This is a genomic window from Flavobacterium zubiriense (assembly GCF_041729725.1).
Taxonomy (GTDB): Bacteria; Bacteroidota; Bacteroidia; order Flavobacteriales; family Flavobacteriaceae; genus Flavobacterium; species Flavobacterium zubiriense.
This window is the reverse complement of record NZ_JBCFQL010000017.1, coordinates 46,032-61,998: the sequence shown is the minus strand read 5'-3', so window position 1 is coordinate 61,998 and position 15,967 is coordinate 46,032. Positions and strand designations below refer to the sequence as shown.

At 33.4% G+C, this 15,967-nt stretch carries 16 protein-coding genes; 9 read left to right on the top strand and 7 right to left on the bottom strand.

Annotated elements, in window-relative coordinates; translation table 11 throughout:
- Positions 1-8: 8 nt before the first annotated feature.
- The 4 genes from AAGV28_RS14560 (at position 9) to AAGV28_RS14545 (ending at position 4,211) form a co-directional block, all read left to right on the top strand.
- On the top strand, positions 9-1,241 hold the full coding sequence (locus tag AAGV28_RS14560) for a peptidoglycan DD-metalloendopeptidase family protein (RefSeq protein ID WP_373407484.1): 1,233 nt from the start codon (positions 9-11) through the stop codon (positions 1,239-1,241).
- Positions 1,242-1,407: 166 nt separating this feature from the next.
- Positions 1,408-3,051: a glucose-6-phosphate isomerase gene (pgi, locus tag AAGV28_RS14555; protein WP_373407483.1), complete on the top strand. Its 1,644-nt coding sequence runs from the start codon at positions 1,408-1,410 to the stop codon at positions 3,049-3,051.
- Between the two features lie 149 nt (positions 3,052-3,200).
- Complete coding sequence (locus AAGV28_RS14550; protein WP_373407482.1) at positions 3,201-3,626, top strand: hypothetical protein; 426 nt, start codon at positions 3,201-3,203, stop codon at positions 3,624-3,626.
- Between the two features lie 81 nt (positions 3,627-3,707).
- Positions 3,708-4,211, top strand: a complete 504-nt coding sequence (locus AAGV28_RS14545; protein WP_373407481.1) for a septal ring lytic transglycosylase RlpA family protein — start codon at positions 3,708-3,710, stop codon at positions 4,209-4,211.
- A gap of 1 nt (position 4,212) precedes the next feature.
- On the opposite strand, the gene AAGV28_RS14540 is transcribed toward AAGV28_RS14545, so the two are convergent.
- Complete coding sequence (locus tag AAGV28_RS14540; protein WP_373407480.1) at positions 4,213-4,680, bottom strand: CYTH domain-containing protein; 468 nt, start codon at positions 4,678-4,680, stop codon at positions 4,213-4,215.
- 243 nt (positions 4,681-4,923) lie between these two features.
- Here AAGV28_RS14540 and AAGV28_RS14535 point away from each other — a divergent pair, with 243 nt between their 5' ends.
- Both AAGV28_RS14535 and dinB read left to right on the top strand, forming a co-directional pair.
- Positions 4,924-7,002, top strand: coding sequence for a recombinase (locus AAGV28_RS14535; RefSeq protein ID WP_373407479.1), 2,079 nt, complete (start codon positions 4,924-4,926; stop codon positions 7,000-7,002).
- Between the two features lie 23 nt (positions 7,003-7,025).
- Entirely contained in the window at positions 7,026-8,111 is a 1,086-nt protein-coding gene (dinB, locus tag AAGV28_RS14530) for a DNA polymerase IV (protein ID WP_373407478.1), read from the top strand.
- A gap of 47 nt (positions 8,112-8,158) precedes the next feature.
- On the opposite strand, the gene AAGV28_RS14525 is transcribed toward dinB, so the two are convergent.
- The 6 genes from AAGV28_RS14525 to AAGV28_RS14500 all read right to left on the bottom strand — a co-directional run bounded on the left by AAGV28_RS14525 (position 8,159) and on the right by AAGV28_RS14500 (position 13,681).
- Positions 8,159-8,926, bottom strand: a complete 768-nt coding sequence (locus AAGV28_RS14525; protein WP_373407477.1) for a Bax inhibitor-1/YccA family protein — start codon at positions 8,924-8,926, stop codon at positions 8,159-8,161.
- Positions 8,927-9,155: 229 nt separating this feature from the next.
- Positions 9,156-10,589, bottom strand: a complete 1,434-nt coding sequence (pyk, locus tag AAGV28_RS14520; protein WP_373407508.1) for a pyruvate kinase — start codon at positions 10,587-10,589, stop codon at positions 9,156-9,158.
- Between the two features lie 8 nt (positions 10,590-10,597).
- Entirely contained in the window at positions 10,598-11,086 is a 489-nt protein-coding gene (locus AAGV28_RS14515; protein ID WP_373407476.1) for an IPExxxVDY family protein, read from the bottom strand.
- Positions 11,087-11,200: 114 nt separating this feature from the next.
- The gene (locus AAGV28_RS14510) at positions 11,201-11,944 is read right to left on the bottom strand and encodes a ribonuclease III family protein (RefSeq protein ID WP_373407475.1); all 744 of its coding nucleotides are present in this window, start codon (positions 11,942-11,944) and stop codon (positions 11,201-11,203) included.
- A gap of 9 nt (positions 11,945-11,953) precedes the next feature.
- Complete coding sequence (fabF, locus tag AAGV28_RS14505; protein ID WP_373407474.1) at positions 11,954-13,207, bottom strand: beta-ketoacyl-ACP synthase II; 1,254 nt, start codon at positions 13,205-13,207, stop codon at positions 11,954-11,956.
- Positions 13,208-13,444: 237 nt separating this feature from the next.
- Positions 13,445-13,681: an acyl carrier protein gene (locus AAGV28_RS14500; RefSeq protein WP_007137004.1), complete on the bottom strand. Its 237-nt coding sequence runs from the start codon at positions 13,679-13,681 to the stop codon at positions 13,445-13,447.
- Positions 13,682-13,856: 175 nt separating this feature from the next.
- Between AAGV28_RS14500 and purN the strand changes: the two genes are divergently transcribed.
- The 3 genes from purN (at position 13,857) to AAGV28_RS14485 (ending at position 15,907) form a co-directional block, all read left to right on the top strand.
- Positions 13,857-14,426: a phosphoribosylglycinamide formyltransferase gene (gene purN, locus AAGV28_RS14495; RefSeq protein WP_373407473.1), complete on the top strand. Its 570-nt coding sequence runs from the start codon at positions 13,857-13,859 to the stop codon at positions 14,424-14,426.
- A gap of 2 nt (positions 14,427-14,428) precedes the next feature.
- The gene (gene rnhA / locus AAGV28_RS14490; protein ID WP_373407472.1) at positions 14,429-14,908 is read left to right on the top strand and encodes a ribonuclease HI; all 480 of its coding nucleotides are present in this window, start codon (positions 14,429-14,431) and stop codon (positions 14,906-14,908) included.
- 75 nt (positions 14,909-14,983) lie between these two features.
- Positions 14,984-15,907 carry a PfkB family carbohydrate kinase gene (locus AAGV28_RS14485; protein WP_373407471.1) on the top strand — a complete coding sequence of 308 codons (924 nt, stop codon included), beginning with the start codon at positions 14,984-14,986 and terminating at the stop codon, positions 15,905-15,907.
- Positions 15,908-15,967: the final 60 nt, after the last annotated feature.

The window sequence follows — 15,967 nt, the reverse complement described above, 5'->3', positions numbered from 1 at the left end:
GATAAAGTTTGAAGTACCTATTAACGTTTATAATTGCATTAACCTTAGTAATCTCCTGTAAAGATTCGGACAAAGAATCTGTAAAAAAAGCAGTCACTAAAAAAACAAATCCTAAGAAGGATAATTCTGATTTTGGATTTAATTTTTCCGACTATAATGTGGTTCAGGATACCGTTAGAAAAGGAGACACTTTTGGTACAATTATAAGCAAACAAAATATTGGGGATCGAAAAATTTTTGAGATTGTAAACAGTATTAGAGATACGTTTGATGTGCGTAGTATTCGACCAAATAGGACATTTACTATGCTGCGCTCTAAAAATAAAACCAATAAACTTCAGGTTTTTATTTATGAACCCAATGATTTGAGCTATTATATTTTTGATCTTCGGGATTCGGCGGTAGTGGCGCTTAAAAAAGAAAGACCAGTTACTATTAAACGAAGAGTAATTACCGGAGTTTTAAAAGGGTCTTTGTCAGAAACATTAGCTAATTCTGGAGTAGAAGTTAATTTGGCAAATCGAATCACAAAAATTTATTCCTGGTCTATTGACTTTTTTAAATTAAAAAAAGGAGATCGATTTGGTATAGCCTTTAATGAACGTTACATAAACGATTCGATTTATAATGGAGTTAGTAATATTGAAGGCGCTTTTTTTGAGTACAAAGGGAAGATTATGTATGCTTTTCCATTTGTACAAAATCAAGCTTCGGGAAAAGTAGATTATTATGATGAGGATGGAAAAACAATGAAAAACTTTTTTCTAAAATCGCCTATTAAATTTAGCCGAATTACTTCCCGATTTACTGCCAGTAGATTTCATCCAGTGCAGCATCGATGGAAGGCGCATAAAGGGACTGATTATGCGGCACCCAGAGGAACACCTATTATGACTACGGCAACTGGAGTGGTAGAGCAAACAGGTTACACGGCTGGAAACGGAAATTATGTAAAAGTAAAACACAACGGAACCTATTCTACCCAATATTTACACATGTCAAAAATTCTGGTAAGACGTGGTCAGCATGTCAATCAAGGAGACGTTATTGGTCGTGTAGGAAGTACAGGTTTAGCTACAGGACCTCATGTTTGTTATCGTTTTTGGAAAAATGGAGTACAGGTAGATGCACTACGATTAAAATTGCCTACTGGAACACCCATGGAGGGGAGAAATAAAGCCAGATTTATGCAGGCAATCGAACCTTTAAAACGAGAATTGGATAGCATAGGAAATTTATAATCAAAAAAATTAGGCTTTTTTTAATTCCAAATGAAACAGGACAAGCAATTGGATTACCATTGTTTTTCCTGTTTTTTTATTGAGATATAGTTCATGTCTCTTCTGCTTTTACAACTAATTTCAGTATTTTTACGACCAAATCTAAACACTAAAAACAAAAACATAAATGGCTTTAAGTACTCTAAACCCAACAGAAACCGCTTCTTGGAAGAAGCTCAAAAAACATTTTGACCAATTGCAAAATGTTTCTATGCAAGATATGTTCCAACAGGACGCATCAAGGGCTGAAAAATTCAGTATTCTTTGGAATGATTTTTTAATTGATTATTCTAAAAATATAGTGAATCAGGAAACAATGACTCTGTTGCTTGAATTGGCTAATGAAATGAGATTGAAAGACGGGATTCAGGATTATTTTGGGGGAGGAATAATCAATCAAACCGAGAACAGAGCAGTGCTTCATACAGCATTAAGAGCTAAGGAATCGGCGGTGATTAATGTGAATGGAGTAAATGTAATTCCAGAAGTGTATGAAGTAAAAAATAAAATTAAAGGCTTTACCTATGAGGTTACCTCAGGGAAAAGAACGGGTTATACCGGAAAAGCTTTTACTGATGTAGTCAATATAGGCATTGGTGGTTCTGATTTAGGGCCAGCTATGGTTGTGGAAGCTTTGCAATATTATAAAAACCATTTAAATGTTCATTTTGTTTCTAATGTTGATGGCGATCATGTAAATGAAATCATAAAAAAACTAAATCCAGAAACAACTCTTTTTGTAATTGTTTCAAAAACGTTCACAACTCAAGAGACTTTAACCAATTCCGAGACTATTAGAAAATGGTTTTTACAATCGGCATCACAAGAAGATGTAGCCAAACATTTTGTGGCAGTTTCTACAAATTTGCAAAAAGTAACGGAGTTCGGGATTAATCCAGATAATGTGTTTCCAATGTGGGACTGGGTTGGAGGACGTTTTTCACTTTGGAGTGCGGTAGGTTTATCAATTAGTTTGGCGGTAGGTTTTGATAATTTCGAAGAATTATTAAGCGGAGCAAACGAAATGGACGAGCATTTTAAAACAGCAGATTTTGATAAAAACATACCCGTTGTTTTAGCATTATTAAGTGTTTGGTACAATAATTTCTTTGGAGCAGAGAGTGAAGCTTTGATTCCGTACACTCAATATTTACAAAAATTAGCCCCTTATTTGCAACAAGGAACTATGGAAAGTAATGGTAAAAGTGTAGGTCGTGATGGTAAAGCAGTCGATTATCAAACAGGAACTATTATTTGGGGAGAACCAGGTACTAATGCACAGCATGCTTTTTTCCAATTGATTCACCAAGGAACGAAATTGATTCCAACTGATTTTATTGGTTATGTTCAACCTTTGTATGGTGATAACAATCATCACGATAAGTTGATGTCTAATTTTTTTGCGCAAACAGAAGCATTGTTAAACGGAAAAGAGGAAGCTAAAGTTCAGGCAGAATTTGACAAACAAGGATTGTCAGCTGAAGCGGCTGAGTTTCTTTTGCCATTTAAAGTTTTTACTGGAAACAAACCTACAAATACATTCTTGATTCAAAAATTGACACCTAAATCTTTGGGTTCATTGATTGCTGCATACGAGCACAAGATTTTTGTTCAAGGTTTTATCTGGAATATTTTTAGTTATGACCAATGGGGAGTGGAGCTTGGAAAACAATTAGCAAATTCTATCTTAGACGAAATCAACTCGAACGAAGTGAAAAACCATGATAGTTCTACGGCTTCTTTATTGGGTCATTTTTTAAGAAATAAATAACATTTGGATGTTTTTAGCTAAGTGTTTGATTTTCAACAATGCTTAAAAACAATATTGATTCTAAATTACGAAAACCTCATTTGCTCTTAGCATTATGAGGTTTTTTTTATGGCTTTTTTGTTTATATTTGTTTAAAAAACACCAAAAATATGTACGCATTTATTCAAAAATTTCATTCCGGCTGGGCTTATATAGCACTTTTATTATTAGTGATTGCGGTAATTAATGCTTTTATAGGTTTAGCTTCCAAAAAAGAATTTACAGCCAAAGATAGAAAAATTGCCATTTTTGGATTAATAGGAACACATACTCAATTATTAATTGGTTTGATTTTATATTTTGTTTCTCCACTTGGCTTTGGTTCTTTGGGGCAAATGTCAGACAAAATGTTACGCTTAACTTCATTAGAGCATCCGTTAATTAATCTAATTGCGATTACTTTAATTACTATTGGATGGTCAAAACATAAAAAATTAACCACAAGCGAATCAAAATTTAAAACTTTCTCCATTTTCTACGGATTAGGATTAGTGCTTATACTAAGTAGAATACCATGGTCTTTATGGTTTAAATAAAAATGCAAAGAGTCCTTTTTCAGGACTTTTTTTATCTAGGTACAGTTTTTGTTTTAAATAGATTCGAACTAAAAAGTTAATATGAAAAAATCAATTACACTATTTTTTTTATTTGTTGCTGTTGCTTTTGTTATGGCTCAAAGTCAGATTTCTGAAAAACAAAAAACCCTTGGTCCAAAACCATATATTCAAATAGATACGCTTCAAAAAAAATATCCTTTTTTGGACAATAAAAGAGGAGTGGTAAAGGACACTATTTTTGATGAAGTAGTTGGTAAATTAAAAGTGTATAAAAAAAGTGTGCATGCCTCTTATTATGCTGATAAATTTAACGGGAGGCGAACTGCCAGCGGAATAAGGTTTAACAATAGAGATTACACTGCGGCTCACAAAAAATTCCCCTTTGGAACCAAATTAAAAGTCACTAATGAGGTCAACGGAAAATCAATTTATGTTGAAGTTACTGATAGAGGACCGTTTGTAAAATCTAGAGAAATTGATTTGACTAAAAGGGCTTTTATGGAAATTGCCGCTAACAAGGGAGCGGGTTCAATGATAGTGACAATCGAGGAAGTTGTGAAATAAATTACCAGTTTTTAAAAGGATTTTTGCTTAAATACGAATTGTAATATCGTTTATCATTAGTTACTTCATCTCCCAGCCAATCTGGTTTTTCAAATAATTCTGTTTCCGATTGTAGTTCAATTTCGGCCATTTCTAAACCTTCATTCTCTCCGTAGAATTCATCTATTTCATAGATGTGTTTGCCCACTTTTACCTCAAAACGCGTTTTGTCTATTACGCCTTTTTCGCAAAGCAATAATAAATTTTGGGCTTCTTCAACTGAGATTTCTTTTTCCCATTCAAAACGAGACATACCTGAAGCATTTGAAATGCCTTTTACAGTCAAATACGCTTTGTTTTCTTTTATTCGAATACGAACAGTACGTTCGGGATTTGAACTCAGATAACCTTGAAGAATGCGTTTTTTAGAAAAAGCTTCTTTTTTATAGGCAGCTGAGGTAACTAAAAATTTTCGTTCTATTTCTAACATTTTCTATCGACTTTCTGGTTTTGTTTAAATCAGGCCTATTTTGGATAAAGGTATTATTTTTTTCTATTTTCCAAATTCAATAATAAAAGGAATCTTTTTTCAATGAATTAGCTTACAATAAATAAATTTTATAAAAGTTGTTAGCGTCAAAATATTTTTGTTTTAAAGTTATTTTTTTTATGATTAAGTTGATTGTATTTCATTGCTGGATTTGTATTTTTACACCAATAGAATAGATTCATTATGCCATTTTTCAAAGTAAAAACTAAGCCATCCATAACGGAACTATTAAAAAATTTTTTTAAAGGTAGTTCGTCTTGGCGTGATGAAGAAAATAATTTAGAACCACTTGTCGAGCTAATCCAACTGATTAGACCTTTAAAAATTAAAAATTTACAAACCGTAAATTTGCACGAACTGATTACTTTTTTGAAAGAAAATCAGTCTTGTAGAAAAGATCTTTCGATTTATTTAAAAGAAATTTTAAAAAACAGAAAATTCAATAAAATCTTTTCGGATGCTGCCATTTTGCGTGATGTGGATTTTTTCTTTGAAGTTAAAAAAAGAATTTTAGCAAAAATTTTACCTTATCAACCACAAAAAGAAACTTTAGAATATGTTTTAAATCAGGTTTTTTATTTAGCTACAGACAGTGTTTGGGTTAATAAAATCCCAATGAATCAGTTAGAAGAATTATACGATCTTTTAGAGTTTGAATCAATTTATGAAAGCGTCGAACCTAATTCGAGTTTATCCGAACTATTAATTGCAATGCACTTAATTACACAGCGTATTAGTGGTCGTGCCATGGAAACCGATGTAATCAAGATGGTTCCAGAATTTGATGATTTAGAAAGCCCATTTTCTGCATTTGAGAAGGAATTGTTCTTGATTGAAGATGAGATTAGAAATTCGGAAAAGCATTATATTCTGTCAGATGATTTGTCTTTTTCTCAACTGTTAGTATTACTTAAACATTGTGAAGACTTTGTAGAAAAAGCTTTTCGAAATAGCTCTAAATACGGGATTTCGCTTCGCGTAAATCAGAATTTATTAAAAATTAAGCAGCAATTAGAAAGACTTAGATTTCTTATTTCATTGTTAAAAGTAGAAAATGAAATGGATGAAAAGAATAACGGAATCGTGATGGCTTTACAATTGATACAATTTAACTGTTATAAAAACAATGTTCGACAGTTTATTGCTCAAAGCATTCAGTTGATTTCTTATGAAATTACCCAACATACAGCAAAAACGGGTGAAAAATACATTACTGAAGGGCGAAACGAATATTTTAAAATGTTTTGGAATGCGTTAGGTGGTGGATTTATAGTGGGTATTTTGTGTATCATTAAAATTTTTCTTTCAAAGATTGATACCAGTATTTTTGGACATGCTTTTCTTTACAGCATGAATTATGCTTTTGGATTTATTGCCATATATATTTTGGGTTTTACTTTGGCAACAAAACAACCTGCTATGACTGCTTCGGCTTTGATAAAAGCCATTGAGGAAGGGATTTCAAAACAAGGAAATAATACTCAAAAGTACAATGCATTTGCTATACTTTTTGCAAGAGTTTTTCGTTCTCAGTTTATAGCATTTGTGGGAAATGTAATTATGGCTTTTCCAGTATCCTTATTTGGAATTTGGCTCATCGATTATGTTTTTGATTATAATATTGCGGCTAGTAAATGGGAAAAATTAATTACCGATATCAGTCCTATTCATTCATTAGCGATTTTTCATGCTGCTATTGCGGGCTTTTTTTTGTTTTTGTCGGGAATTATTTCAGGAAGTGTTGCTAATAGAGACAAACACAATCAGGTTTATTATCGTATTGCCGAACATCCTTTGTTAAAGAAGAGTTTTGGAAAAGCAAGAACGTTGAAATTTTCTGCTTTGTATGAAAAGAAATGGGCAGGAATTATTTCTAATTTTTGGTTTGGGGTTTTTATGGGAAGTACAGCTTCTATTGGATTGTTTCTTGGATTGAATCTGGATATACGCCATATTACTTTTGTGAGCGGAAATTTAGCCTTAGGACTATACGGAGCAAATTATCAGGTTAGTGATTCTATGTTGTTTTGGGGTATTTTTGGAATAGGCGTTATAGGATTGGTTAACTTCATGGTTAGTTTTAGTCTTTCTTTGGGACTGGCTTTTCGTTCTCGAGCCATTTCTTTGTTTGAATTGCGTTTTGTAACAGCTGCTATCTGGAATCATTTCAAAGGAAATCCTTTTAGTTTCTTTTTTCCAACAGAAAGAAAATCAAAATCAGAAGTGGTTGAAAATTACCTACACACCGAAAAAGATAAATAAGGTATCAGATACACTTGTTTAAGATGCTAGAATTAAATCCAAATAGAAAAATTATACACGTAGACATGGATGCTTTCTATGCTTCAGTTGAGCAAATGGATAATCCTGAACTTCGCGGAAAACCCATAGCTGTAGGAGGTTCAGAGAGCCGTGGTGTTGTGGCCGCTGCCAGTTATGAGGCTAGAAAATTTGGAGTTCGTTCGGCGATTAGTGGTGTTTTAGCAAAGAAAAATTGTCCCGAATTGATTTTTGTTCGTCCAAGATTCGAGCGTTACAAGGAGATTTCGAGTCAAATTCATAAAATTTTCCGTGATTACACGGATTTGATTGAACCTCTTTCTTTAGACGAAGCTTATCTTGATGTGACTCAAAATAAAAAGGGAAATCCGAGTGCTAGTCTTTTGGCACAAGAAATTAGGAATCGCATTTTTAATGAAGTGGGATTGACGGCTTCGGCGGGAATTTCGATCAATAAATTTGTAGCTAAAATTGCCAGTGATTACAATAAACCCAATGGACAAAAAACAGTTACTCCAGAAGAAGTTATTCCCTTTTTAGAAGTTTTACCCATCCGAAAGTTTTATGGCGTGGGAAAAGTTACCACCGAGAAAATGTATCAATTGGGTATTTTTACCGGATTAGAACTAAAAAGTAAATCTCTGGAATTTTTGGAGAATCATTTTGGTAAATCTGGAAGTTATTATTATTATGTAGTTCGCGGAATTCACAATAGTGAAGTAAAATCGAGTCGTATTGCTAAATCAGTTGCGGCCGAACATACTTTTGAAGTCAATCTTTCTTCGGAAATTTTTATGCTGGAACAACTAGAAATTATTGCTAATAGTTTAGATAGAAGACTCAAAAAGCATAATATTTCAGGCAAAACAATAACTTTGAAAATAAAATACAGCGATTTTACACAGCAAACGCGAAGCAAGACTTTGCCATATTTTATTGCCGATAAAGGATTAATTCTGGAAGCAGTAAAAGAATTATTGTATCAGGAACGAATGAAAGATTCGGTACGTTTACTCGGTATTTCGATGAGTAATTTGAATACCGAAGTGAAGAAAGCGGTTGTTGCAGTTCAGTTAAAATTTGATTTTTAGAAAAAGAAAACCCTTCTTTTTGGGAAGGGTTTATATTTAGTTTTAAACTAGTCTTTACTTGAAAGTTTAGAAAGTAATCGTAAGAATTCGATGTACAACCATACTAAGGTAATCATCAATCCCATGGCGCCAAACCATTCCATGTATTTAGGCATTCTTTGTTGAACTCCTTGTTCTATTCGATCAAAATCTAAGAATAAATTTAATGCTGCAATTACAATTACAAAAACACTAATTCCAATACTCCACATCGAATTTCCATAATGTACTGGCTGGTAACCAGAAAACATAGAAAATAACCAAGAGATAATATAATAAGTAGCAATAGCTAATGTTGCTGCTATAACAACTGATTTGAATTGCTCTGTAACTTTTACGATTTTAAATTTATATAACCCTAAACAAACGGCAAATGTTACAAAAGTAGCACCCACAGCCTGAATAACAATTCCTGGATATCGAACTTCAAAAATGGCTGAAATTCCGCCAATAAACAAACCTTCAAATACTGCATAACCAGGAGCTAAATAGCCTGAATATTGTGGTTTGAAAGCAGAAATCACTACTAATATCAATCCAATTATTGCACCGGCAATAGCAGGAGCTATAGGGTTCATTCCGTTAAAAGCCATCCACCAAGTCACCATAGATGATGCGGTAAGTAGTAGAAACAGTAAGACGGTTTTATTAATTGTGCCCGAAAGCGTCATGTTTTGTTCGAAGCCAATAACAGTTGCTTCATGTATTTGCTCTGCTCTTGAGGTAGGCGAGAAGCTTTTATTGTTTAAAAAAGGGTTTTTAGAACTGAAATTCATAATAAATACATTTTATGTTAGCCAAATATAAAAGATATTTTTTTACAATGCTGTTTAATTCTTCTTAATTTTTCCGACCTCTATTCTATATTAACGCGATGTAAAATTGTAGAAAATCTTTTGTCTAAGTTTAGTGGTTGAAATGGCCTAAAATGATATTTTTTAAAACAAAAAATCCGTCTTGTTATCTTCAAACAAGACGGATTTTTTTAATTTATTGTAACCGCTATTAGCTAATTTCAGAAACTCTCATGGTGTTTACCATTCCTTTTTCTGTTATAGGCATAGAAGCTAAATTAATGATGTAATCACCTGATGCAACATGTCCTTTTTCCTTAGCGATTCTATTGATGTCAGTTACTGTAGTATCAGTACTTTCTTCTTTGTCATAGAAATAAGTTCTAACTCCCCATAGTAAACTTAATTGAGTAAGGATTCTTTTATTTGAAGTAAAAACTAAAATTTCTGCGGTATTTGGTCTCCAAGCTGATAATTGGAATGCAGTATATCCGCTATTAGTCATAGTAGAAATAGCTTTTGCTTCAATAGAATTAGCCATAACTGCTGCTTGACGACAAATAGTTTTAGTGATAAAACGTTTTGTTTTAATTTGTGGTGTGTTTTGTGGTACTTGAATTAATGCAGAATTTTCAACTGCCTCACAAATTTGAGTCATTTTTTGGATTACTTGTACTGGATAATTTCCAGCAGCAGTTTCTCCAGAAAGCATTACCGCATCAGCACCATCCATTACTGAATTTGCTACGTCATTTACTTCAGCACGTGTAGGTGTTAAGCTAGTAATCATCGTTTCCATCATTTGCGTTGCAACAATAACTGGAATACGAGCTATTTTAGCTCTACGGATTAGGTCTTTTTGTACCAATGGTACTTCGTGAGCAGGAAGTTCAACTCCTAAATCTCCACGTGCTACCATTAAAGCATCGCAATAAGCTACAATTTTATCCATGTTCTCTAATGCTTCTGGCATTTCGATTTTGGCAATAATTGGAATTTTATTTTCAGCGTGCTCGGCAATTAAGTCTTGAAGATCTTTTAAATCTTGAGGTGTTTTTACAAAAGAAAGTGCAATCCAGTCTACTTTTTGTCCAATAGCAAAAATAGCATCAGCAATATCTTTTTCAGTCAAAGCTGGAAGCGATATTTTAGTATTTGGTAAGTTAACTCCTTTTTTAGACTTTAACTCTCCACCTTGAATTACTCTTGCAACAACTTCAGTTTTTTTGTCTGTTGAAACGATTTCGAAAATTAATTTTCCGTCATCTAATAAGATTCTTTCACCAGGATTTACATCGTTAGGAAAGTTTTTATATTTCATGAAAACTTTTTCAGCAGTTCCTACAATGTCTTCAGCTGTAGTAAATGTGATGATATCGCCGTCATTTACAACAACGCCTTCATTCATCATTCCAACACGAAGTTTAGGTCCTTGTAAGTCGGCAAGTATTGCAGTTGTGTAACCGAATTCCTCATTAAGTTCTCTGATGATTTTAATTCTGTTTTCTACATCGGCATAATCAGCATGAGAGAAGTTAATTCTAAATACGTTTACACCAGCTTCAACCATGTCCTTTATTATTTCTCTTGTGCTGCAAGCAGGCCCAAGGGTAGCCACAATTTTAGTTTTCTTTTTTGTAGTAATCATTTGTATTAAAAAATTAGATTGTTTTTAGATTTTATTTGTTTTGTTTCAACAGTATATACGGTTGTTATGTTTTCTATAGTATTTAATATCATTTTTATTTGATGGGCATCAATGCTGTCATCGGTATTGTCTATTTTTAAAAAATAATCAGCTTTTTTAAATTCAGGCAATAAATACACTTTTGTAGAAATACCTTCAGTTAAATTTGAAAATAAGTCCTGAACTTGGTTGTTTTTTTTTTGAATAACTTCGTTTTTATTCTGAACTAAGTTCCACGCTACCGTATTTTCTTCGTCATAAAAATAAAACCTCGAAAATTTTGTTTCTCCTTCTTTGATGTTTATTTGAACTTCATCAGCACTCTTTGCTAGATTTATAGGAAGTTTTTGATTGATAAAATATGCCAATCGGTAATCTTCTAAAGAAGTATGAATTGCGATTAGATTGTAATCAATCTCATCAAATTCGTCAAGACTTAATTTATGAATAGCCATCTTCATTAAAAATAAAGATGTAAATATACTATTTCTATCGAAGTTTAAGTGTTGAAAATATAATGATTTAGTTAAATTTAGAACGAAAACGTTGTAGTTTTGAGGAATTTAGTATTATTTTTTGTTCATTTTTTCCTGAAATGCAAAATAGGCACGTTGCGATGCTTTTTCTTCAGCTTTCTTTTTTGAAGTTGCTCGTGCTTTTGCAATTACTTTTTCATCGATGCTTAATTTAACCCCAAACAAGCGTTGTCCGTCTATAGCATTGTCTTCAAAGATGTTATAATGAAAATTCCTTTTCTCTTTTTGACACCATTCGATAATTAAACTTTTGTAGCTTATTACCTTTCCTTCGAGTCTGGAAATATCAACATAAGGAATGATTACTTTTTGCTGAATGAATTTTTCGCAAAAAAGATACCCTTTGTCCAGATAAATTGCTCCAATCAAGGATTCGAAAATATTGCCATGTATGTTTTCGCCAAAATGCTGAACTGGTACTTTGCTTTCTACAAACCGGATTAAATCCAAATCTTTCCCTAACTCATTCAAGTGCTCTCTACTTACAATTTTAGAACGCATTTTAGTAAGATAGCCTTCATCTCCGTATGGCGCTTCGTTAAATAAATGCGCAGCAATAACCGAACTTAACATAGCATCACCTAAAAACTCTAAACGTTCATAACTAATAGGATTTCCAGTAGCATCCATTTTACTTGAGGAGCGATGAGTGAAGGCTTTTTTATAGTGATTCAAGTCGCCAGGAGGAAATCCAAGTATTTTTTGGATAGTATCAAAAAAAATCCCGTCTTCTTGAGAACGACGGGATTTTGTAAATATTTTCGTGAATATACTCATAGTATAAAATTAGAATCCTAATTTTTTTACTAATACACAAGCATTGTGGCCTCCAAAACCAAAAGTATTACTCATAACAACGTTCATCTCTCTTTTTTGAGCTACGTTGAAAGTAAAGTTTAACTTAGGGTCAATTTTTTCATCATCTGTAAAATGATTAATCGTAGGAGGAACGATTCCGTGTTTTATAGAAAGAATAGCAGAAATGGTCTCAATTGCTCCTGCAGCTCCTAATAAGTGACCTGTCATAGATTTTGTTGAATTCAAGTTCATGGTATAAGCGTGTTCCCCAAAAACTTGTTCAATTGCTTTACTCTCAGCCATGTCCCCAAGAGGAGTTGAGGTTCCGTGCATGTTTACACCATCAACATCAGTTGGTTTTAAACCAGCATCTCTTAAACAGTTTAACATCACATTCTTTGCGCCTAATCCTTCAGGGTGTGGAGCTGTAATATGGTGTGCATCTGCGGACATACCTCCCCCGCCAATTTCGCAATAAATAGTTGCTCCACGGGCTATGGCATGTTCGTATTCTTCTAATATTAAAGCACCAGCTCCTTCGCCTAAAACAAAACCGTCACGGTCTTTGTCCATAGGTCTCGAAGCAGTTTTTGGATCGTCATTTCGTGTCGAAAGAGCGTGCATCGCATTAAATCCACCCATTCCAGCAATTGTTACTGCGGCTTCTGAACCTCCAGTTACCATAACATCGGCATGACCTAATCTAATATAATTGAATGCGTCGATAATAGCATTTGTTGATGAAGCACAAGCGGAAACGGTTGTGAAATTTGGTCCTCTAAAACCGTATTTAATAGAAATGTGACCACCAGCTATATCAGCAATCATTTTGGGTATAAAGAAAGGATTGAATTTTGGAGTACCATCGCCAGCTGCATAGTTAAGAACTTCTATTTGAAAAGTTTCTAAACCTCCAATTCCTGAACCCCAGATAACACCAGCTCTATCTTTGTCTAATTTTTCAAAATTAAAACCAGCGTCTTGTACGGCTTCATCTGCTGCAACCAATGCATATTGTGCATAACGGTCCATTTTTCGAGCTTCTTTTCGGTCTATAAAGTCTTCAACATTGAAGTTTTTTATTTCGCAGGCAAAATGGGTTCTAAACTTTGAAGGGTCATAATATGTTATTGGAGCAGCTCCGCTAACTCCATTAATAAGCCCGTTCCAATACTCCTCAATATTGTTTCCAATAGGAGTAAGAGCACCTAGACCTGTTACAACAACTCGTCTTAATACCATATATTCTGTATTTTATTATCTTTTAACAAACAAAACCCACGCTTTCTTTTGTGTTTTAGTACCTAAGAGCCATGGGTGTTCTATTATGTATAATGGATTGAAATTCAATCGTAGTTTTAATTTTAAAAAAATAATAACACCCGATTTTTGGAAATTCCAATTTTCAAAAAACAAACTCCAAAGAATGGAATTTGGAATTTTTAGTTTGTTTTTTTCTAAAATTCGGGTGTGAGTTTATTACTTTTTAGCTTCTTCGATGTAAGAGATAGCTTGACCAACAGTAGCAATGTTTTCAGCTTGATCGTCTGGAATTTGAATGTCAAATTCTTTTTCGAACTCCATAATAAGCTCAACAGTGTCTAGTGAGTCAGCTCCTAAATCATTAGTGAAGCTTGCTTCTGTTACAACTTCGTTTTCGTCAACGCCTAATTTGTCCACGATAATCGCTTTTACTCTTGATGCAATGTCTGACATAATCTTTAATTTTAGAATTTAATTGGTGGCAAAAATAAAAAACTTTATTTTAAAATAACCATTTAGTTAATAAATGTGACATCTAAAATATAAAATAATTTTGAACAAAGACTTCTGAAAGCTATTTAATTTCGTTTTTTATTCTTTTTTTTGTGTGACTTAAACGAGATGAATTATGAAAAAAATTGTTGTTTTTGCCTCTGGATCGGGTACAAATGCTGAGAATATTATAAAATATTTTAAAGGAAGTGCCATTGGAGAGGTTGTTGGTGTTTACACTAATAATGCAAACGCTGGGGTAATTGATAGAGCAAAAAATAATGCCGTACCTGTAACGATTTTTACAAAATTAGAACTTTATGAAAGCGAATTATTACAAAACATAAATGCCATTCAGCCCGATTTAATTGTCTTGGCGGGATTTTTGTTGAAGTTTCCTGATGCTATTATCACTGCGTATCCTGATAAAATTATAAATATACATCCTGCCTTGTTGCCAAAATATGGTGGAAAAGGAATGTACGGTATGCACGTTCACAAAGCTGTTGTTGAAAATAAAGAGAAAGAAACAGGAATAACGATTCATTATGTAAATGAAAATTATGATGAAGGCGCAACTATTTTTCAGAAACAAGTAACGGTATTAGGAACGGATACGCCGGAGGTAGTTGCTGAAAAAATTCACGAGTTGGAACAAAAATATTTTCCTGGAGTTGTTGAGGATTTGTTAAAATCGAAATCATAGATTTGGAATATCAAGTACATATATACACTGATGGAGCTGCAAAGGGAAATCCAGGGCCTGGAGGTTATGGCGTGGTGATGGAACTGGTAGGAACTCCGCATAAAAAAGAATTTTACGAGGGTTTTCGGTATACTACTAATAATAGAATGGAATTGTTGGCGGTAATTGTTGGATTGGAGAAGTTGAAAAATCCAAATATGAAAGTCCTTGTGGTTTCAGATTCTAAATATGTGGTGGATTCAGTAGTTAAGAAATGGGTTTTGGGTTGGGAAAAAAAAGCTTTTGCAGCGAGAAAAAACGCCGATTTATGGAAACGTTTTTTGTTAGTTTATAGAAAACATCAGGTTGAATTTAAATGGATAAAAGGACATAATAATCATCCTCAAAACGAGCGTTGTGATGCTTTAGCGGTTTTTGCGTCGAATCAAAAATCCTTGTCAATTGATGTTTTTTATGAAAAAGAAGAGGGCAGAATTTTGTGATAATTTTGCTTCTTCTAACTTTTGCAACTATGGAACTTATGAACTATCTTTGCACTTTAATTCGAAATTCATCAAATGAATAAATTATTGATTGTTGGAACAGTCGCTTTCGACGCAATTGAAACTCCATTCGGAAAAACCGATAAAATTTTAGGTGGAGCTGGAACTTATATAGGACTTTCAGCCGCTTTTTTTAACTTACAATCGGCTATTGTCTCTGTTGTGGGTGACGATTTTCCTCAAGAATATTTAGATTTATTGACTGAAAGAAATATTGATATTTCTGGACTTGAAATAGTAAAAGGAGGGAAAACCTTCTTTTGGAGTGGTCGTTACCACAACGACTTGAATTCAAGAGATACATTGGATACTCAATTAAATGTTTTGGCAGATTTTCAGCCAAAAGTCCCTGAGAATTATAAAAATGCCGATGTGGTGATGTTAGGAAACTTGCATCCATTAGTACAAAGTGGTGTTTTAGATCAATTAGAAAGCAAACCAAAATTAATAGTTTTAGATACTATGAATTTTTGGATGGATTGTGCTTTACCTGAATTATTGGATGTAATTAAACGTGTAGATGTTATTACGATTAATGATGAAGAAGCCAGACAACTTTCGGGAGAATATTCGCTAGTAAAAGCTGCGGCAAAAATTCAGGAAATGGGCCCTGAATTTGTGGTGATTAAAAAAGGAGAACACGGAGCGTTATTGTTTCACGGTAGTAATGTGTTTTTTGCACCAGCATTGCCATTAGAAGAAGTCTTTGATCCAACAGGTGCTGGAGATACTTTTGCAGGAGGTTTTGCAGGATTTATTACTCAGAGCGAGAATGTTTCTTTTGAAAATATGAAAAACGCCATTATTTATGGTTCTAATTTAGCTTCCTTTTGTGTGGAGAAATTTGGAACTGAGCGAATGGTTAGCTTAGATAAAAAGGAGGTTGTGTCTCGATTAAAACAATTTAAGTCATTGACACAATTTGATATAGAATTATAATGCCTTGAAGCCTCGGAAACGGGGCTTTTTTAATTAGTATTATTCTTATTAGTATAAAAA